Raw genomic sequence first — 19,409 nt, forward strand, 5'->3', positions numbered from 1 at the left:
TATTATGGAACAGCCCTAGGCGTCATATTTATATAAAATCTTGGTATGACAAAGGTTCGTGGCGTTAAACGTCACGGGCCTTTTTCTTTTTCCGCCGATGACTTAGATCACGCCCCTCCCCATAATCCCAGTAACAAAAACTATCCTACCTTACAAAAATGATCGGATCGTACAAAAAAGTGCGTACTATTCAAGCGTAAGGCAACCTGATAACCTACATAAAGAACGATCGATCCAGATTTCATTAAGCGGTACGGTCGTTTAAAAATCATAGGTGAGAGGTGCGAAGGTATGCAGGAATATCAACTTACTTTGAAAGATAAGCGAATTGTATGGGGGAAGGCTATCGATATTGAGTCTCTTGTTGGCCAGTATCCTAGCGACTCCATCAGACAGGGCGTGAACGCGGGCTTGGATTGGAATTTGCCTGCCGGTGTATATCGGGCAAAAGAGGTCGTTATGGAGCTCGATAAGATGCTCGAGGCGATGCTGGTTCAGCTTGGCGAACCGGTGAACGGCGATCCGACGGTGCTCTTGGACAGCCTTCAAGCCAATTTGGCGATTTCCGGACGCTTGTCGTCTTTGCCGCTGGGGCCGTTGGCTCTTGAGGATAAAGCTGGCGCCGAGATTACGGCTCAGGCGGTGCGTATCGGCGAGCAATTGGTGAGCTGGGCGCGGGAAATTAACTCCGAGAAGAGAGCGCTGGCTAAGTATGGGCCCGAAACGCTCGGAAAGCTGGAATTTCGGAGCCATTGTTATGGTCATCCCCTGATCCCGGAAGCGACCGCTCAGGTATGGGGACCCTTTGGCGGACCGAGGATCATGCAAATTTATAATGAATACCTCCACCAATTCGTTCTGCTGCGGGATGCCTTGCTTCCGTTCGCCAATTGGGAGGAGGTTCCGTTTGAAGTCAAGGAACATACGGGATTCAAAGGACTGCGTTTTCTGGAACCGGCTCGGGAGATCTTTTTAACACAATTGCTAGGAAAGAAATTGACTCACAAATCGATTGTTCAGTATGCGCAAGGTGTGGTCAGCTCCGGGTTAAGCGTAGCCGGTTACGGCTTCCAATATCGTCTGGGAACCGTCTTGCCGGCGGGCTTGGGAGAGTCGGCCCGGACAGCGGCGCGGTATCTGTTGAAATGGCATCCGGTACAAACCATAGCGGCAAATGAAACACAAGATTGGGCTGCGGTCTCCTTCGATTATGAATATGAAGATTATTATGCCGCGCCGCGTAACGAGGCGGGAGCAGGTAAACCGGGGAACAAAGAAACGCTTCCTGTTACGGGAGAGCATTACGATGAGCCATCCATCGCCCGGTTGCTGCCCAGTGCCGATACCGACAGATCAATCCTGCGGTTCAGCCTGGAAATGGAAGGCCGCGAGTTTGCGGTAGATCTCGGTCAGCTTTTTAGGGGGCATCGGTTTTTATATCGTCCGTATGGAAACGACAATGCCGCTGCCGCAGTTGCGGAGCGAGACTCCCTCACCTGGCACCTTGCGGCGGACATTCTCTCACATTCCGGATTGGTGACGAATACCGATGGCATTCATTTCATTCCAACCGGCGGAAATGAACTTGTGTTATGGGCGTTGCTAGGCAAACTGTATCCCGAAAATGTGGTTTTATTGGACAAAGGGGATAAGGAGGAGCTGGAGGCGGCTTATGTTTCCGGGAAGGGGTTCGGAACGCAATTTTTAGTGCTGTAGGTCTTTAAACCAAACGAGATTTACTGTCCGTACCGGATAGGAGCAGGAGGAGATTTATATTGACTAGAAAACACAAGCTTCTGACTTTTAATTTATTTTTATTGACTTTTGTCCTGGGAACGAGTGAATTTGTGATGGTCGGATTATTATCCGAAGTAGCCGCGGATATGAAGATCGCCATATCGACAGCAGGCTCCCTGGTGACGGCTTTTGCTCTAACTTTTGCCATAGGAACCCCGGTTTTCACGGCGTTATTCAGTCGATTTTCTAAGTATCCGCTCATGCTCACATTGATCGGCATATTTATTGTCGGGAATATAATCACGGCTATATCCGGATCGTACGGTCTGCTTTTGGCGTCCCGAGTGATCACGGCTGTAGTTACCGGCGTTTTGATAGCACTCGCAATGTCAGTGGCCAGCGAAACGATGCCCGTGGAAAAAAGAGGGCCGGTGATCTCCATCATCTTTACGGGTTTCACCGTGGCCAGCGTTCTTGGCGTCCCCCTTGGCACTTTCATCGGGCAATGGGGCGGGTGGCATATGTCTTATTGGTTTACCACGCTATTGGGGATCGTTTCACTGATAGCAAGCTGTGCAACCATTCCCAAGGGAATAAAGGGGGCGCGGAGCTCACTCAAAAATCAACTCAGATTATTCGCTTATCCCAGAGTTGTGCTTGCTTTCTTTATTCCTGCGTTGAGCATTGCGGCAACTTATAGCGTCTATACGTATTTAGCCCCTTTGCTCCAGGACGTGCTTTTTGTGCCGGCGCGGTATATTAGCCTTGTTTTTTTGCTTTATGGTATCGTGTCCATCTTTAGCACGTTAATCGGGGGGAAGCTGGCTGCCGGTGGCGGAATGGGGAAAATTCGCTATGTATTCCTGGCTCAAGCCGTCATTCTTGCGTCACTTTATGTATCTTCCGGCTCGCTTGTCGGGGGGCTCATCAGCATCTCATTGATGGCGCTCGTTGTCTACCTTATGAACTCGACGATGCAGTTGTACTTCATGGATTGGGCCGATCGGCATGTTCCCGAGGCCAGAGACTTGGCTTCGTCCTTAACCTCCGTATCCGTCAATGTAGGGATTGCGATGGGATCCGCATTGGGAGGTTTTGTCACGACGAACCTGGAGCTTATTGATCTTTCCTGGTCCGGGGGAATTGTGGCTGTTTTGGCAGCCGTGCTGGCTTGGATCAACTATCGTTTAGATCGGAGAGCTCGCAGCGTATCTAAAGAGGACAAAGGGCTGCACGGCCAATACGAAGGAAACTTGTGATCACGAAATATAAAGGTAAGAGGTACCCACTCTGGGCACCTCTTACCGTTTCAATATTTGAAGCGATGTCTTAGGCATGTTTTTGGTTTGTATACGATATTTCGTCGGGATAACTCTCGGTATAGGTGGTGCCAAAATCGCATAACATCGTGAGCATGGGAGCCAATTGTTCACCCAGCCCCGACAAGCTATATTCCACTTTTGGGGGCGAAACCGGATAAACCTTGCGAATAATGAGTCCGTCGTTTTCCAGCATTCTTAGCTGCATTGTAAGCATGCGTTGGGTCGCGTCGGGAAGCAGCCGCTGCAGTTGATTAAACCGTATCGGGCCTTTGGTTAATTGATTTAATATAGATATTTTCCATTTGCCGCTGACTAAGCCTAGTACAATTTCCGAGGTACAGCGATATGTTTTGTCTCTAAAAATTATCATCTGTCGATACACCCCTCATCGAAGAATTGAGCAAAAATCATGAGTTTTCCAGTTAAGCCAGAATTGAATTAAAGACCGATCATTCCATATATTAAGTTTAGCCATGCTCCCTTGTCAAGGAATTCCGGATCGATTAGTATAAAATTAATAAAGGGAGGTCTTTTTATGCCACGAACGGGACGTCCACGCTCATTTAATCGCGACGAGGCGTTGGCCGCCGCCATGCTTTTGTTCTGGGAATACGGCTTTGAATCCACTTCGCTGGCTCAGCTGCGGGCGGCGATGGGGGATATTTCGGCGGCGAGTTTTTACGCGGCGTTTGAATCGAAGGAAGCGCTGTTCCGCGAAGCGGTGGATCGATATATATCTACTTATGGACATGTTACCGAATCTTTCAGGGATACGAGCCTGACATCGAGGGCAGCAATGGAACTGGGACTGCGGCAATCGGCGCGGATGCAGACAGAAACCTCCCATCCTTTAGGGTGTCTGTTGGTTTTGTCTGCCGTAAACTGTTCGCCCGAGCAACAACATATCCGAGACCTGTTGTCCAAGGAACGAGAGAGGGTCCGGGGTTGGATAAAAGAATGTATAGAACGAGCTGTGGCTAACGGTGAGTTACCCGAATCCACGGATATCTCCATGGTGGTGATTTTATTTGAAACATTTCTACGGGGAATTTCCACGCAAGCCCGTGACGGTGTTCCATACGAGGCCATTGATGCTGCCATAACTCAACTGATGAGCGTGTGGGATGCATTATCTGCTAAGCCGGGTATTCGGGGGATGGCTGAATCGTAGCGAATGGGATGATCCCTATAGCAAAAAAGGTTGTCCCTCTTACATTGAGGGGCAACCTTTTTAAGTTATATCACTTGTATAGGAGCATTTGGGATACTATTCATCCCCGAAGATTTCTGGAGTCTAAGTATGACTCTCAAAAGTTTCTGTGAAATCAGAATCCGTTTAAAACGAATATAGCTGTTGAGGATCCTCAACAGTTTTGGAGAGATATGCATTGTTAATTAGGTAATCAAAAGGAGGTCGACCAGTAGTCCTGGTGACCTCATATAGCTTATTCAAGAGAGAAATGACCCACGAGAGAGGAGAGGCTGAGGATCGTGAAAATACCGGCTGAATTCAGTTGCCGCTACGCGCCAACAAGCGTTTTAAGTTGTCGTCTATAGATTGATTATCGGCACGGTTGATGCCGCGGCCGGCAAAATGGCCCCAGATTGAATGGATCGGATTAAATTCAGCATTAGGTATAAGCTTGGCTTCGTATTCGTTATCGTCCGCCGGGCAGAAGAGATCCGTACTCCCCGGCATGACGCAGGCAAATGCTTTGATGCTTTTGAGCGCCTGATCGAAATCTCCGTTATAGGAGGGGTTTGCGCTAATATCGGCATGTTGGCCTGTCCATAACATGGCCAGGACATTATGCGGGTCCATCTTCATAAAGCTGTCTTCCCAGACGCCGGCCACAAAATCCTGCAATGAGTCATATCCCAGTTCACGATAAAGTTCCTCTCTGTAAAACGCCTGCGATAAGCCCCACCCCGCATAGACTCGGCCAACGGCGCGCATGTCCGCATAAGTTAATTGGTTTAGTTTACTTGAATCGAAACGGACAGCGTTCATGAGCGCAGCTTTCATTCCGTCAAGGACCACATACGTTTGGGGCCAAGTCTTGGCAACTCCGGCGAAAGGTGCAATTCGTTCCACCATGTCGGGATAACTTGCCCCCCATTGGTAGGCTTGAATGCCTCCCATGGACCACCCTACAACGAGAGCGATTTTTTGAATGCCGAATTTTTCGGTCACCAGCCGATGCTGGAATTTCACGTTGTCATAGATGGTTACCTGAGGAAAATTAGCCCGGTCGAATGGGGAAGGCGTGTTGCTCGGAGACGAAGATAATCCGTTGCCCAGCAAATTTGGGACGATTATGAAATAATCTTGCGGATCCAGTGCCATGCCGTTTCCAATCAACCATTCGTTCTGAACATGCGTGTCGCCAAAAGCAGTCGGATAGACGATGGCATTATCTTTCTTTTCATTTAATTTTCCAAAAGTCTTATAAGCAAGAAAAGCGCCCGGTAACGTCACTCCTGATTGCAAGGTTACGTCACCTAAATCAAAAATTTCATAATCCATCGCATTGTCGCTCCCTTCAAAATGAAACCACTCACACATCGAGAATGTATTTCTTGTGCTAAGTATAGACCTATGGTACTCTCAATAAAAGTGAATAGATTTCAAAGTAATATTCAATATTATTGAAAGTAAAAGGGGACCGAATGATGGAATTGCGCCAACTGAACACGTTCCGTACGGTTGCATCGACATTAAATTTCAGTAGGGCTGCGGAAGTGCTGAACTATGTTCCCTCCAACGTCACGATGCAAATTAAAGCATTGGAGGATGAACTTGGTGTTCGTCTCTTTGATCGATTGGGTAAGCAGCTCGTTCTCACAACCGAGGGTAAACGCTTTTTAACTCATATCCAAGACGTTCTAAACAAATTGGACGAAGCTCGCAGCGTCGTTCATGACAATGAAATTCTAAGCGGTACCCTAACGATAAGCGCCAACGAGGTTATTTGCGCCTATCGGCTTCCGGCTGTCTTTCAGCGGTTTCGTTCGCGGCATCCGGGAGTTCGTCTGATCTTCCGCTCCGTTCCGAATCAGCAGCTCAAGCAAATGCTCTTTGAGGGAGCCGCGGATGTTGTCTTTATGCTGGATGAACCCATTCGCTCAAGCGGCCTTGCCGTGGAACCGTTACAGGAAGAAACATTCCGCCTGTTCGCCGCTCCGGACCATCCGCTCGCGAAACGAACCGTGCTACAGTTGGAAGACTTTCACGGCGAGGTGTTCCTGACGAATGAAAAGGGTTGCCCCTATCGAACCATGTTTGACCGGTCGTTTGAGAAAGAGGGCATTGATAGTATTACTTATTTAGAATTTCAAAGTGCCGAAGCCATTAAACAATGCGCTATTTCGGGAATCGGTATTGCCTTTCTTCCTGAAATCGTCGCGAAAGCCGAAGTTGAACGGGGCGAACTTGTTGCTCTTCCATGGCAAATTCCCGACTTGCACGTGTATACACAAATGTTATGGCATAAAGACAAGTGGCTTTCGCCAATTATATTATCTTTCATAGAAGCAGCAAGGGAGGTTCTAGCTATAGAGGAGGACAAGGGCAGAAATTCAAAATAAATTAAGAAGTTAGTTTCCTCTGTCCATCAAAAATTATCGCAAACGACTGCGTTAAGCCGTTGCTGTATTCAATTTCCTGGAGCATCAAGCTCCTCTTACAGCAACAGGCTTTTTTTATTTTTCCTTTATACGAAATGGGGAGCATATCATATTGCGGTTGGAAGCTCTGTTTCTATGTAATATATGTTGCAAAATAAAACATTATTTTATTTTTCTCTAATAAAAACCGTTAAACTGTTGTAATATAGCAACGCTATGCTATACTTAATGCGATAGTTGATGTATCAGACCATCCAGAGGAGAAGGTAAGATGGAACAGTATTTCTTTCAAACGGCTCGCAGCATTATCGCGGGCTGCGGCTCCTTAGAGCGGATTGTGGAGCATTTGCAAAAGCTGGGATCTTTAGAATCGGTGCTGCTTGTATCCCAGCCCTTTCTTCAAAGCAGCGGCACGCTGGACGAAGTTACAAATCTCTTGAAGAGCGGCGGTATCGCCGTGCACTGGAATACCGATGTTCAGCCTGAACCGACCATCGCCCAATTGGAAGAACTCTATGGCGCAATAGCCGAAATTCCTTGCGATGCGATTATCGGTATCGGTGGCGGCAGTGTGCTGGATGTTGTAAAGCTGCTGTCCGTCATGAAAACCAATAGCCTCTCTGTCCGGGAAATGCTGGGGACGGATCTGATTCCGAATCCGGGCATTCCGACGGTACTGATTCCCACCACCTCGGGCACGGGCTCGGAAGTAACGCCGAACGCCATTGTGACTTTGCCGGAGGAAGAGCTGAAGATCGGCGTTGTCAGCCGCTATTTGCTGCCCGCGCTTGTCATTTTGGACCCGCTGCTGACGCTGGGTTTGCCGCGTGAGATAACGGCCTCGACAGGAATGGATGCCTATACCCACGCGCTGGAATCGTTTATTTCCAACAAGGCGAATCGTTTCAGCGACATGTTCGCGCTTGAATCGATCCGCAATATTTCCGCAAGCCTGCTGCAAGCCTATCACCACGGAGACGACAGAAAAGCAAGGGAGGATATGCTGATCGGTTCCATGTACGGCGGAATGGCGCTGACCTGCGCCGGAACGGCGGCCGTACATGCCTTGGCTTATCCGATCGGCGGGAAATTCCATGTGCCGCACGGAGTTGCCAATTCCATGCTTTTACCGCATGTGATGGAATTTAATTTCGATGCGATTGTGGAGCGGCTGGCTCTCGTTGCCGAAGCGATGGGACTTCAGTCGGGAGCTGGAAGACAGCGCGATGCGGAGCGGGTGATTGAGCAGATCCGGCTGTGGACGCAGGAGATGAGCATTCCTCAGGATCTGGCGCTCTTCGGTGCTGCGCGCGAGGATATTCCCGAGCTTTCGCTCGCGGCTTCGCAGGTCACCCGGCTGATGGGCAACAATCCGAAGGCGATGACGCTGGACGATATCGGGGCAGTATACGGCAAACTGTTTCACTAAGAGGTTGTTCAAAAAGGCGTCATTCCATGACGAAGCAGTACAGGGAGTGGACTCGACGTCGAATCCTGAATTCAGCCGGGCCTAAGCGGATGCTTCCGAAGTAGGTTTCCTACGGAATCATTTCAGGTGCTCACGTACCCAAAACGTACGCTCCGCTCCTAAGTCCCTAGCTTCATCCAACCTTCTTGGTGCTGAAAACCCGACTTTTTGAACACGCACTTCAAGGACCCGGGGTGAACTGTTTATTACTGCCTAAAGAGCATCGGCTGGGTTATAATGGCATAAAAAAACAAGGATGAGTAGTTGTATGAAAATTAAAGCAATCGTCATTGCTCCTTACCCGGGGTTATCCGAGTTAACGCTGAGTTTGCAGAATGAGCTGCAGGAGTTTGAAATTGTAGTGGAGCATGGAGATCTGTCGAGGGTGCTGCCGCTGATCGGCCGCATTCACACGGAAGGCTACGATGTCATTATCAGCAGAGGCGGGACGGCAAAGCTGCTGCAAAAGCACTCCTATCTGCCGGTTGTGGAGATTCCCGTTTCCGGATTCGACATTTTGCGGATCCTGACGCTGGTGAAAGGATATAACGCCAAGTGTGAAATGATCGGATTTCCCAATATCATCGAAGGCTTTATGTCCGTGTCCAGTTTGATGGAGGTCGATATTTCGTACACGGTTATCCATCAGGAGCGGGAAGTCGGCGCTGCCCTGGCGGACGCCAAGGCGAGAGGCGTCGAGGTTGTCATCGGCGACAGCATCACGGTCAAAATGGCGGCGGAGAGCGGGCTGCAGGGCGTGTTAATCACCTCCGGCAAAGAGTCCTTAATGGAAGCGTTCTCACGTGCAGGGCAGCTCTATAAATCGGCCGAGAAGCTGAAAATAAAAAATGAAATGTACGAGGCGATGCTAGGCAAGCTGCAGGGCGGATATGCGGCAGCGGACCAAAGCGGGAAGCTGGAGTTCGCCAACCCCTCGTTCAAGCATCTGCTGAAGCTCCCTGAAACGGCGGATACGCTGTACACCATGTATCCGGGTCTGCGCGAAATGCTCAGGGATGTCGGACGGGGAGCAGACTTTGACCGGGCGACAGTCGTTTATGAGCCTGAGCAGGGTTTGTATCTGCGGGCGCAATTGCTGCCTGCCGCGGATGAACGCCGTTTATATATGCTGCGCGCAACGGTGGAAGAGCCTGAGCACAGCGGTCTTGCGGCCAGTTACCTTCTGACGGATGCCCCTTTTTTCTCTCATCAGGAAGATGGCGGGCAAGAGTCGGAATTTCAGGCTTATCCCGCAGCCGTATACGGCGAAAAAGGCAGCGGGCGCAAGCGTTACGTCATCAACGCCACCCTCTCCGAATCGAGGGAAGGCATTTTGTACCTCAATATCCGCAGACCGTCGGAAGAGGTGCTGAAGGCGATGATGGAGCTGATGCTGTACGGCGGCGGGCGCGTCACCGCCATAGAAGGGGCGGAGATGCTGCCTGCGAAGCAACAGAGAGAGCTTGCCGAGTTCATTATCAAACGCAAGATGAAGGCGGTGTTTCTGTTTGACAGGGACCCGGAGACGCTCGCTGTGGAGGAACGGCTGGCCGGCAAGCTGCTGCGCAGCTTTCAGAACCGGAGAACCTCGCTTCCGGCCCTGCGGGATACGCCGTGGCTGGAACGCAGCATCCGGGCCTGCCTGATCTGGACGAACGAACGGCAGGGCAAGCAGATTGCCGGGATCCGGGAGGAAGTGATGGAAGCGCTTCTCGCGCATCCGTGGCAAGGCAACTTTACCGAACTGCGCACGGTGATGGATCTATTTGTATCGGCGGCGGAAGGGCCGTTCATTGAACGGGAAGCGCTGGCGATGCTGGAGGAAGGAAGCCGGAAAGCCCGCAGCGGATTGTCCCCGGCGTCCGGCAGGGAAGAACTGAACCTGCGTCAGCCGCTGGAGGACATCGAGCGGGACATCATCCGGACCGTACTGGAGCAGGAGGGCATGAACCAGTCGCTGGCCGCCAAGCGGCTGGGCATTAACCGCTCGACTCTGTGGCGTAAATTAAAAGAAAACTAAGCCGACGCTTCCGAAGCAAGTTTTGTACGAAGTTTATTCGGAAAAGTAACGCTCACAAAACTTTAAGGGGGATAGAAAATGAACATCGCCGTCATCGCGGATGACTTGACCGGGGCGAACGATACGGGGGTGCAAATGGCCCGTCAGGGCTTGGCCACTTCCGTACTGCTTGAACTGAGGACGGGCGGCGGGAAACAGGAGGCCGTTGTGTTTGATACCGACAGCCGCTCTCTTTCTCCCCCGGAGGCTTATCAGAAAGTCAAAGATGTATGTCTGTTTCTGGGGCGCGGCGGAGAAGCATCCTCTCCCGTCATCTACAAAAAGTTCGACTCCACGCTGCGTGGAAATATCGGCAGTGAGCTGGACGCCGTTTATGAGACGCTGCAGCCTGACTTCATTGTCATCGCCCCTTCTTTTCCAAGGGCCGGGCGCACGCTGACGGACGGAATTATGTATGTGAACGGGATGCCGCTGCACGAAACGGAGATGGCCTATGATCCTAAGCATCCGGCAACGGAATCGGCTTTCTCCGCCATTCTTGAGCGGCAAAGCCGTTATCCGGCAGCCCTTATTCCGCTGGAACAGCTGAGAGGAGAGCGCGCTGCGCTTGATGAACGGATTGCCGGGTACCGCCGGTCAGGCATTCCTTACCTTGTGTTCGACGCGGAGCGGGAAGAGGATCTGGCCTTGATCGCGTCCCTGTTCCCTGAAGAACCGGGACGTCCGAAAGTGGTATGGGCCGGATCGGCGGGCTTGGCAGCCGCCCTGACGACGCAAATTCTCCTCAGCATGAGAGAAGCCCCGGAGCAAGCGGGTGCTATACCGGAGAAGTCCGTCCGGATAGAAGCAACATTCAACCATAATGCCGTGTATTACAATCCGAATTGTGTGCTTATTGTCGTCGGCAGCGTCAACCCGTGGTCGCGCCGCCAGCTAACCGAACTGGTGAAAGAGGACAACGTCTCCGCTATCGTCGTTGAATCGGATAAGCTGCTCTTTCCAGGTACATGCGAGGCGGAGTTAAACCGTGTCCGGGAGCTTGCCGTCGGCATCATCTCCCGGGAGGGGAAGCATGTGGCTCTCTATACGTCGGGCGATCCGGACGAGGTCGAACGGGTTCGCGAGCTTGGACGCACAAGCGGACTGGGCGCTACGGAAGTGGGCGAACGCATCAGCGTGGAGCTTGGCCGGGTGGCTGCCGATATTATCGCCGAATGCGGAATCCGCCATATGGTGTTGACCGGAGGCGATACCGCGAAGCAGGTCTGCCGTCATTTAAGCGATGTGGAGATCAAGCTGATTGATGAGGTGGAGAACGGAGTCCCGCTCGGGCGGACGCCGGGCGAACCGGGCAGATATATTATTACGAAAGCAGGGGCTTTCGGAAGCGATCAGGTTCTGGTCCGCTCCGTAAAGGCACTGCAGAAAGGTGTGACAGGATGAAGCCGATTATTGCCATTACGATGGGGGACGCGGCCGGTATCGGGCCTGAGGTTATTGTGAAGGCGTTAGCGCACCCCGACGTTTACGAGATGTGCCGGCCGATTGTCATCGGCGATGCCGGAACGCTGGAGCGGGCAGCCGCCGTCTCCGGACGGGATGAAATAGAAATTCGTCCGGTCGCGGAGGTCGCGGAGGCGCAGTTTCAGCAAGGCATCATTGATTGCATCGACCTGAATCTTCTGCCGGATACTGTGCCTTTCGGGCAATTGTCCGCCGCGGCGGGAAATGCGGCGTTTCATTATATTGCCAAGGCTGTTGAGCTGGCAAAGGACGGTGAAGTCAGTGCAATCTGTACCGCGCCGTTGAATAAAGAAGCACTCCATAAGGGAGGGCATCTCTATCCCGGACATACCGAAATTTTGGCCAAGCTGACGGAAACGGAAGATTTCTCGATGATGCTGTCAACCGGCCGCCTCAAGGTGATTCACCTGACGACCCATGTCGGACTGGTCAAGGCCGTGGAGATGATTACACCGGAGCGGACGTACAATGTGCTGAAGCTCGCGGATCAGGTGTTGCGAACAGCGGGCAATGAGCACCCGCGCATCGCTCTGTGCGGCATCAATCCCCATGCAGGAGAGAACGGCTTGTTCGGAAACGGGGAAGAGGAAGAGAAGCTGGTTCCCGCCGTAGAGAAAGCGCGTGCGGAAGGGATGGATGTATATGGTCCGGCTCCGGCAGACACCCTTTTTTACAGGGCCATGCGGGGGGACTTTGATATCGTCGTCGCCTGCTACCACGACCAGGGGCATGCGCCGATCAAGGTGCTTGGCATTGAGGACGGCGTCAATATCACCGTTGGCCTGAAGGGCGGCATCATCCGTACCTCCGTGGATCACGGCACGGCCTTTGATATTGCCGGAAAGGGCATAGCGGATGAAAGAAGCATGCTGGAGGCGATCCGCTCCGCCGTCGAGCTGGCCCCGAAGCAGGCGGTTTAAATTACATGAAATAACGGGAAAGGGCTGAGGATAATGCTGGAAGTAAAGGGAATTATACCTGCGATGGTCACCCCGCTGGATCAGCGGGAGGAAATCGACGAGAAGGCGCTGCGGAAGATGGTGAACCGCTATATTGACGCAGGAGTACACGGACTTTTTTGCCTGGGGACCAACGGCGAATTCTTTAATCTTTCATTTGAGGAAAAGCTGGCGGTAGCGCAAATCGTCATCGATGAGACGCGCAGCCGCGTGCCCGTGTATGCCGGGGCGGGCTGTGCCGGAACGTGCGAGACCCGCCGCCTTGCACAAAGACTGGAGCAGGCGGGAGCGGATGCGCTATCGGTGATTACGCCCTATTTTCTGACCTACACGCAGCCGGAGCTGCAATACCACTTTGAAGCCGTGGCGGGAGAAACATCGCTGCCGATCGTGCTGTACACGATTCCGGCCCGTACGGGTAACACGCTCAGCGTGCAGACGGTGGCCAAGCTGGCGGAATTGCCGAATGTGGTTGGCATCAAGGACAGCAGCGGCAGCTTCGATAACATATTGCAATTGATCGACCGCACACCGGAATCCTTCTCCGTGCTTGCCGGAACGGATTCGCTCATTTTGTCCACGCTCATGGCAGGGGGCACAGGGGCGATTGCGGCAACGGCCAATATTTTCCCGTCCACGGTGGTGGCGATTTACGAGCACTTTCGCTGCGGCGAATATGAGCAGGCAGAGCAGGCGCAGCGCGTCCTTCGAGATTTGCGGGCAGCTTTCGCGCTCGGCACCCTGCCTTCCGTGTTGAAAGCCGTACTGGACGAGATCGGCTTGTCTGCGGGTCCGGCCCGGCGGCCCGTGGCTCCGTTGACGCCTCAGGCGCTGGAGGAAGTGCGCCGTATGGTAGCCGGTTACGCAGAGAGAGGCTTATTATAATATTTTTTACTTATTATATTGCAAATTGCAACTTATTTTTAAAATGAGTAGCACAAAAATGATTTTGTGCGCAATTTTCCATGAGGTATAGCTATTTTTGCATTAATATAATACACGGGTCATGCGATACTAGTCATAGAAACACTTCTAATATTTCAAATTGAGCTATGAGGGGGAACTAATGTTGAGAAAAAAGAAAGCGTTTTACTTGGTCTTTGCAGCCCTGCTTACCGCAGGGAGCGTGCTGGCCGGATGTTCACAAAATGCCAACACGAACACGGCTAACGGCGGGAGCGGGAATGCGAAAGCAGGCGGCAGCTTTTCTTACTTGATGCATGATAAATTTATTAACTGGCTGCATGAAGACAAATGGTATCCTTACGTCGAAGAGGCAACCGGCACGACCGTCGAATTTGTTCCCGGCGCATCCAACGACGATGAGTATTACGCTTCCGTCGACCAGAAAATTATTAGCCGCACCTTCCCTGATTCCGGCATCGTTTCGGTTTCGCAGGCTACCGTATACGGCGCCCAAGGCGCATTTGTCGATCTGGCTCCTTACATCGATAAATTCGGGCCCAATATCAAGAAATATATTGAAGCGAACCCAACCTATCAAAAACTGATTACCAATGAAGACGGGCAAATCTTCGGACTGGTTGCCGAGGCTCCGCGTTTTGCGGACTTCATCTTCTATCGCGCCGATCATTTTAATAAGGCCGGCATTACCGAGGTGCCGCAGACGATTGACGAGCTGACCGATGCGATGCGCAAATTGAAAGCGTATTACGGCAAGGATGACAAGAACTACTATCCGATGGTCGGACGGGAAGGCTACATCCGCTTCCAGAGCGCGTTCAATGCAGCCGCCAATTACGATGACGGCGTATCCAAGGGTGTGTATGGCAACGGCAAAACAGGCACCGACCTGTATTCCGAAGGGTATAAGAAAATGGTGGAATGGTACAAAACTCTTTATGATGAAGGTTTGATCGACCCTGAATGGGTAGCGGGTTCCGGTACGGAGGAAAGCTGGGAATCGAAAATGCTGACAGGACAAGGCTCTATCAGCTATGACTATCTGACCCGTCCATCGTGGTTCCTGGATAACGGAGGACCGGAGAACGACCCGGATTATACGATTGCCATCCTGCCTTATCTGAAAGACCTGAACGGTAATCCTTCCGTACAGACGACGGAAACCCAGTACAACATCCTGAGAGCGATGGTTGTTAACAAAGACAGTGAAGACAAAGCAGAAACGATTATCAAATTCCTGGATTACCTCTATTCCGACGAAGGCCAAACGCTCGTATCGTGGGGCGTTGAAGGCGAAAGCTACAGAAAAGTGGGCGCAGAGAAGCAGTACATCGTGGACTTCTCGGAGCAGGAAGCAACGCCTGCCGGCGAACCGCGCTGGTCTTTCCTCAACGACCGTCTCACCTTCGTCAAGCCGATTGATAACGACGCGTTCTACTCCTGGAATACCGATCTTGTACGCAAAGCCGCACATCAACTGTTCACGGACGAAAATTTGAAAACCGGCGTACAGGTGACGTACACGGCTGATCAGGCCAAGCAATTGGCCGACCTTTCCGCGAAGGTCAATGAGGCGGTTACCGCAGGCGTGACGCAATTCGTCACCGGCAAACGCCCCATGACTGAATGGGACGCCTTCCTCGGCGAAATGGAAGCGGCTGGGTACAAGGATATCGTAGCCCTCCAGCAAGAAGCTTACGACGCAATGTATAAATAAGCAGCAGTACCGGCCGCGCCATCCTTCCAAGGGACGGCGCGGCTCCTAAATGCAGGGTACAAATACAGATAAATTGGTGGTGGAGAAATGATAACAAGTGATAGAATGACGACCCTTCCCCGGAAAACAAGGATGCGCCGTTTTCTCACCTATATGAATACGAACAAGCTGCTGCTGCTTATGCTGTTGCCCGGTTTAATCAGCCTGGTGCTGTTCAAGCTGGCTCCGCTGGGCGGCATGATTATCGCCTTTCAGGATTTCAGCGCCTTCCGCGGGGTGCTCGGCAGTCCCTTTGTCGGTCTGCAACATTTTCAGCGTATCTTTGAGGACCCTTATATTTGGACCCTTGTCAAGAACACGGTCATTCTCGCCTTCTATTCCCTTGTATTCACGTTTCCCATCCCGATTCTGTTCGCCTTGCTGCTGAACGAGGTGCGGGTCCGCTGGATAAAAGGAAGCGTGCAATCGCTGAGCTTTTTGCCGTATTTCATTTCTTCGGCCGTCATGGTCAGCATTCTGTACACGCTGCTGTCGCCTTCGACCGGCCTTGTCAACGATATTCTGGCCCGCTTTGGCCTGGACACGATCTATTTCATGGCCGAACCGGGGTGGTTCCGCAGCAACTATGTGCTGCTTCAGGTATGGCAGACCTTCGGCTATTCGGCCATCGTGTATATTGCCGCAATGGCGGCGATTGATCCATCCGTCTATGAATCGGCTTCGCTGGACGGCGCCAGCCGCTTTCAGCAAATGCTTCACATCACGCTGCCTTCCCTTAAGCCGACGATTGCCATCATGCTGATTATCAGCGTGGGCAACATTTTTACGGTCGATCTGGACCGGATTTTGCTTATGTACAATCAAAGCGTCTATGAGACGGCCGACGTTATTCAGACTTATGTATACCGCCTGGCCTTCGCCAGCACGGGATTCCCGGAATACAGCTACGGCACGGCGGTCAATCTGCTGAAATCCGTTATCGCCTACATTCTGGTTGTCGGCACCAACAAGCTGTCCACTAAATATTCCGATACGCGACTATTCTGAGAAAGGAGTAGGATGATGAGAACGAAGATCAGCCTGTTCGACATCTGCAACAATATTTTTCTGCTATTGATCGCTCTTGTCTGCACGTATCCTTTCCTGTATATATTCTTTCTTTCCATCAGTGACGGAAGAAGCATCGCCTCGGGGGACGTCGTGTTCTTTCCGAAGAACCCCAACTTTGAAGCCTACCAATATATTATGACGAATTCGAGCCTCGGCATTTTCCGGGGGCTGCTGAATTCGAGCATCTATACGGTGGTCGGCACGATTGTTGCGCTTCTGCTGACGTATATGACGGCATATGTATTGTCCCGCAAACAGATTAAAGGCCGCTTTCTGATCATGAGCCTGTTCGTGTTTACCTGGGTATTTGAAGCGGGAATTATTCCGGCCTATATCGTCCTGAACAAGCTTGGCTTTGTCGATAACTGGCTGGTGATGATTCTCCCCAATGCGATCAATGTGCAGTTTCTGATTATTACAAAGACATTCCTGGACGGCCTGCCGCCTGAGCTTGAGGAAGCGGCCAAAATCGACGGCGCCAACGATTTCCAGATTATGAACCGTGTCTATCTCGCCATTTCCAAACCGATTCTGGCCACCATCGGCGTCTTCTACGCCGTGTTTATCTGGAACCAGTACCTGATGCCGCTCATTTATTTGCAAAGCCCCGACTTGCAGACGATTCAGGTTATGCTGAAAAGGCTGGTCATCAGTTCGGGCGATTCCAATACGGCTTTCCGGACGATTATCCAGAACGGGATTATGCTGAATCCCGGCAACCTGAAGGCTGCCGCGATCTTCGTGGCGATGGTGCCGATCGTGCTGATCTATCCGTTTGTGCAGAAATACTTCAAGAAGGGGATTCTGATCGGTTCCGTGAAGTAAGCTCGCTTGCCTGCCGGGAGCCAATCGGCCAAACCCTACAATTTGCTAATAGAAGGAGCGCGTTATGTTAAACAATCCGATGATCGAATTGAACGACCTTACCGAAGACGGAAAACTGTATTTCAACCGCCGCCTCGGACTGGTGGAATCGCTTTTGCCCTGCGATTTTGAAACAAGCCATGCCTGCGACCTGCAGGAGCTGCCTAACGGCGATTTGCTCTGCGTCTGGTTTGCCGGCTCGGATGAAGGCAACTCGGATGTCAGCATCGTGATGTCCCGTCTGAACGCGGGGTCGGACGCCTGGACGCCCGCGGTGAGAATTTCCGACGATAACGGCTTCAGTGAGCAAAATCCGTCGTTGTTTCTTCATCCGAACGGTGAGTTGTGGGTCATGTACACGGCCCAGCGGGCCCGTACGGCCACCGAGCCGCCGGAGTTCAACCTGCAGTACACCTCCAAAATTTACCGCAAAGTATCCAGGGACAACGGGTACACCTGGGGAGAAGCGGAGTTGATGTTTCCGCGTGAAGGCTCGTTCTGCCGTCAGAAGATCCAGATTCTCTCCAGCGGAAGATGGATCTTTGAGAACTGGATCTGCTTCAATGACGACACCCGCAACGGCAGCGATATTACGGTCATGAACATCTCCGACGATGAAGGCGCCACGTGGCGCAGCGTCGAGGTTCCCGGCAGCCGCGGCCGCGTGCACTGCAACGTGATCGAGATGGCGCCCGGGAAGCTGATCGGGCTCTTCCGCAGCCGCGCAGCGGACAATATTTATTTTGCGAAGTCGGACGACAACGGAGATACGTGGACGGAACCGGTGCGAACCGAACTGCCGAACAACAACTCCAGCATTTCCGCCATTAAGCTTGCGAGCGGCAAACTCGCCATCATCTACAATGATTTGCGCTTCAACGACAAGCCGGATATTACCGTCTGGCCGTTTGAGCGCTGCCCCGTTACAGTAGCCATTTCGGAGGATGAGGGCAGAACGTGGCCCTACCGCCGCCATGTAGAGACAGGCGAAGGCTTCAGCGGCCACAGTAACTTAATCCGCAACCGCCGCTACGAGTATCCATGCATCATGCAGGCTGCGGACGGAAGTCTGCATGCGGCCTATTCCTTCGGCAACCGCCGCACGATGAAGTTTGTCTCCTTTACGGAGCAGTGGGTGACCGGCGCCGAATAACCGGGTGCTGCCCGGTTCAGCCCCTTTTTTTGGGGCTTTTTTTAATCAATTGACAAAGAAAAAGCGGTGCGTTACATTGGGAGAATCAAATTTACGGCAACTTGTTTGGGGTGATGCAGATATGGAAGATCACATCGTACAGCATTTTCACTCACCGACAAAGACACAAATGGATCAGTCCCCTTACATTACCTGGGCTGGTCACCGGAAGTGCGGCAAAGACCATGTCGTAGGCCCGCGCGTCCTTGAGAATTATAAAATGGTGTTCGTCCTCGGCGGCAAAGGTTATTTAACCCAGGGCGATCATGTCAACAAATTATTGAAACAAGGGGATATGTTTATCCTGTTTCCCAGGGAGAAGCATTTTTACTATGCCGACCCCGAGGATCCGTGGGAAATCATGTGGGTCTCCTTCAACGGCCAGCATGTTCCCTACTATTTGAGCCTGATGGGGCTGGATATTAATCACTGCTGCCTGGCGGGAATTACGACGAATACCATCATTAATAAAATGCTGCTGCTGATCCAGGAGCTCCCGGAAGTGAAGGACGGGCAACTGCTGTGCATCAGCTATCTGCTGCATATTTTTCACCTGGTTGAGCAGGGAGCCAAACATTACGGCGAGGCCGGCATGCGGACAGGCTCCGAAAGTGTGGTGCAGCAGGCCGTTCTTTTTATCGAGCAAAATTACTACATGCATATTGATGTGGATATGCTGTGCAAGCATGTCAACTATAGCCGTTCCTACCTTTCCCGTTACTTTAAGCGGATTACCGGTATGTCCATCCCGGAATATATCAGCAAAATCCGCATTCAGAATGCCAAAGTGCTGCTGCAGGAGACGGACCTCAACATTCAGGAAATTTCGGCTTCCGTCGGTATAGCGGATTCCCTTTATTTCTCCAAGCTGTTTAAAAATGTAACGGGAATCTCCCCCATGTCCTACAAGAAGCACAACCAGGGGCGCTGAATCAAATCGGGCAT

At 51.8% G+C, this 19,409-nt stretch carries 16 protein-coding genes; 14 read left to right on the plus strand and 2 right to left on the minus strand.

Annotation, left to right across the window (positions count from 1 at the left end; all coding sequences use genetic code 11):
* The first annotated feature begins 291 nt into the window (after positions 1 to 291).
* Positions 292 to 1,716 carry a hypothetical protein gene (locus tag V3851_RS16390; protein WP_331847627.1) on the plus strand — a complete coding sequence of 475 codons (1,425 nt, stop codon included), beginning with the start codon at positions 292 to 294 and terminating at the stop codon, positions 1,714 to 1,716.
* Positions 1,717 to 1,775: 59 nt separating this feature from the next.
* Entirely contained in the window at positions 1,776 to 2,996 is a 1,221-nt protein-coding gene (locus V3851_RS16395) for an MFS transporter (RefSeq protein ID WP_331847628.1), read from the plus strand.
* 70 nt (positions 2,997 to 3,066) lie between these two features.
* Here the strand turns inward: V3851_RS16395 and V3851_RS16400 are convergent, their stop codons facing one another.
* The gene (locus V3851_RS16400; protein ID WP_331847629.1) at positions 3,067 to 3,429 is read right to left on the minus strand and encodes a winged helix-turn-helix transcriptional regulator; all 363 of its coding nucleotides are present in this window, start codon (positions 3,427 to 3,429) and stop codon (positions 3,067 to 3,069) included.
* A 165-nt stretch (positions 3,430 to 3,594) separates the two neighbouring features.
* Here V3851_RS16400 and V3851_RS16405 point away from each other — a divergent pair, with 165 nt between their 5' ends.
* Positions 3,595 to 4,230: a TetR/AcrR family transcriptional regulator gene (locus V3851_RS16405; protein ID WP_331847630.1), complete on the plus strand. Its 636-nt coding sequence runs from the start codon at positions 3,595 to 3,597 to the stop codon at positions 4,228 to 4,230.
* A gap of 339 nt (positions 4,231 to 4,569) precedes the next feature.
* Here V3851_RS16405 and V3851_RS16410 read toward each other — a convergent pair whose 3' ends face one another.
* Entirely contained in the window at positions 4,570 to 5,586 is a 1,017-nt protein-coding gene (locus V3851_RS16410; RefSeq protein ID WP_331847631.1) for an alpha/beta fold hydrolase, read from the minus strand.
* Positions 5,587 to 5,732: 146 nt separating this feature from the next.
* On the opposite strand from V3851_RS16410, the gene V3851_RS16415 reads away from it, so the two are divergent.
* The 11 genes from V3851_RS16415 (at position 5,733) to V3851_RS16465 (ending at position 19,395) form a co-directional block, all read left to right on the plus strand.
* Positions 5,733 to 6,647 (plus strand): LysR family transcriptional regulator, encoded by a 915-nt coding sequence (locus V3851_RS16415; RefSeq protein WP_331847775.1) that lies wholly within the window; start codon positions 5,733 to 5,735, stop codon positions 6,645 to 6,647.
* Between the two features lie 310 nt (positions 6,648 to 6,957).
* Positions 6,958 to 8,115 (plus strand): iron-containing alcohol dehydrogenase, encoded by a 1,158-nt coding sequence (locus tag V3851_RS16420; protein ID WP_331847632.1) that lies wholly within the window; start codon positions 6,958 to 6,960, stop codon positions 8,113 to 8,115.
* A gap of 307 nt (positions 8,116 to 8,422) precedes the next feature.
* Positions 8,423 to 10,174, plus strand: coding sequence for a PrpR N-terminal domain-containing protein (locus V3851_RS16425; RefSeq protein ID WP_331847633.1), 1,752 nt, complete (start codon positions 8,423 to 8,425; stop codon positions 10,172 to 10,174).
* Positions 10,175 to 10,252: 78 nt separating this feature from the next.
* Positions 10,253 to 11,617: a four-carbon acid sugar kinase family protein gene (locus V3851_RS16430; protein WP_331847634.1), complete on the plus strand. Its 1,365-nt coding sequence runs from the start codon at positions 10,253 to 10,255 to the stop codon at positions 11,615 to 11,617.
* The gene (gene pdxA, locus V3851_RS16435; RefSeq protein WP_331847635.1) at positions 11,614 to 12,618 is read left to right on the plus strand and encodes a 4-hydroxythreonine-4-phosphate dehydrogenase PdxA; all 1,005 of its coding nucleotides are present in this window, start codon (positions 11,614 to 11,616) and stop codon (positions 12,616 to 12,618) included. The genes V3851_RS16430 and pdxA overlap by 4 nt, the downstream gene beginning before the upstream one ends.
* A gap of 33 nt (positions 12,619 to 12,651) precedes the next feature.
* Positions 12,652 to 13,542 carry a 4-hydroxy-tetrahydrodipicolinate synthase gene (gene dapA / locus V3851_RS16440; protein WP_331847636.1) on the plus strand — a complete coding sequence of 297 codons (891 nt, stop codon included), beginning with the start codon at positions 12,652 to 12,654 and terminating at the stop codon, positions 13,540 to 13,542.
* A gap of 181 nt (positions 13,543 to 13,723) precedes the next feature.
* Complete coding sequence (locus V3851_RS16445) at positions 13,724 to 15,298, plus strand: type 2 periplasmic-binding domain-containing protein (RefSeq protein WP_331847637.1); 1,575 nt, start codon at positions 13,724 to 13,726, stop codon at positions 15,296 to 15,298.
* 87 nt (positions 15,299 to 15,385) lie between these two features.
* The gene (locus V3851_RS16450; protein WP_331847638.1) at positions 15,386 to 16,345 is read left to right on the plus strand and encodes an ABC transporter permease; all 960 of its coding nucleotides are present in this window, start codon (positions 15,386 to 15,388) and stop codon (positions 16,343 to 16,345) included.
* A 15-nt stretch (positions 16,346 to 16,360) separates the two neighbouring features.
* Complete coding sequence (locus tag V3851_RS16455) at positions 16,361 to 17,233, plus strand: carbohydrate ABC transporter permease (RefSeq protein WP_331847639.1); 873 nt, start codon at positions 16,361 to 16,363, stop codon at positions 17,231 to 17,233.
* Positions 17,234 to 17,297: 64 nt separating this feature from the next.
* The gene (locus V3851_RS16460) at positions 17,298 to 18,425 is read left to right on the plus strand and encodes a sialidase family protein (RefSeq protein ID WP_331847640.1); all 1,128 of its coding nucleotides are present in this window, start codon (positions 17,298 to 17,300) and stop codon (positions 18,423 to 18,425) included.
* 121 nt (positions 18,426 to 18,546) lie between these two features.
* The gene (locus tag V3851_RS16465; protein ID WP_331847641.1) at positions 18,547 to 19,395 is read left to right on the plus strand and encodes an AraC family transcriptional regulator; all 849 of its coding nucleotides are present in this window, start codon (positions 18,547 to 18,549) and stop codon (positions 19,393 to 19,395) included.
* Positions 19,396 to 19,409 lie beyond the last annotated feature (14 nt).

This window comes from Paenibacillus haidiansis (genome assembly GCF_036553665.1).
Classification (GTDB): domain Bacteria; phylum Bacillota; class Bacilli; order Paenibacillales; family Paenibacillaceae; genus Fontibacillus; species Fontibacillus haidiansis.

Bases quoted from the DNA above. Each gene is read 5' to 3' on its own strand.
- V3851_RS16390 (WP_331847627.1), top strand. From the start codon at position 292: ATGCAGGAATATCAACTTACTTTGAAAGATAAGCGAATTGTATGGGGG.
- V3851_RS16465 (WP_331847641.1), top strand. From the start codon at position 18,547: ATGGAAGATCACATCGTACAGCATTTTCACTCACCGACAAAGACACAA.
- pdxA (WP_331847635.1), top strand. From the start codon at position 11,614: ATGAAGCCGATTATTGCCATTACGATGGGGGACGCGGCCGGTATCGGG.
- V3851_RS16425 (WP_331847633.1), top strand. From the start codon at position 8,423: ATGAAAATTAAAGCAATCGTCATTGCTCCTTACCCGGGGTTATCCGAG.
- V3851_RS16450 (WP_331847638.1), top strand. From the start codon at position 15,386: ATGATAACAAGTGATAGAATGACGACCCTTCCCCGGAAAACAAGGATG.
- V3851_RS16445 (WP_331847637.1), top strand. From the start codon at position 13,724: ATGTTGAGAAAAAAGAAAGCGTTTTACTTGGTCTTTGCAGCCCTGCTT.
- V3851_RS16410 (WP_331847631.1), bottom strand. From the start codon at position 5,586: ATGGATTATGAAATTTTTGATTTAGGTGACGTAACCTTGCAATCAGGA.
- V3851_RS16455 (WP_331847639.1), top strand. From the start codon at position 16,361: ATGAGAACGAAGATCAGCCTGTTCGACATCTGCAACAATATTTTTCTG.
- V3851_RS16415 (WP_331847775.1), top strand. From the start codon at position 5,733: ATGGAATTGCGCCAACTGAACACGTTCCGTACGGTTGCATCGACATTA.
- V3851_RS16430 (WP_331847634.1), top strand. From the start codon at position 10,253: ATGAACATCGCCGTCATCGCGGATGACTTGACCGGGGCGAACGATACG.
- V3851_RS16420 (WP_331847632.1), top strand. From the start codon at position 6,958: ATGGAACAGTATTTCTTTCAAACGGCTCGCAGCATTATCGCGGGCTGC.
- V3851_RS16460 (WP_331847640.1), top strand. From the start codon at position 17,298: ATGTTAAACAATCCGATGATCGAATTGAACGACCTTACCGAAGACGGA.
- V3851_RS16405 (WP_331847630.1), top strand. From the start codon at position 3,595: ATGCCACGAACGGGACGTCCACGCTCATTTAATCGCGACGAGGCGTTG.
- dapA (WP_331847636.1), top strand. From the start codon at position 12,652: ATGCTGGAAGTAAAGGGAATTATACCTGCGATGGTCACCCCGCTGGAT.
- V3851_RS16400 (WP_331847629.1), bottom strand. From the start codon at position 3,429: ATGATAATTTTTAGAGACAAAACATATCGCTGTACCTCGGAAATTGTA.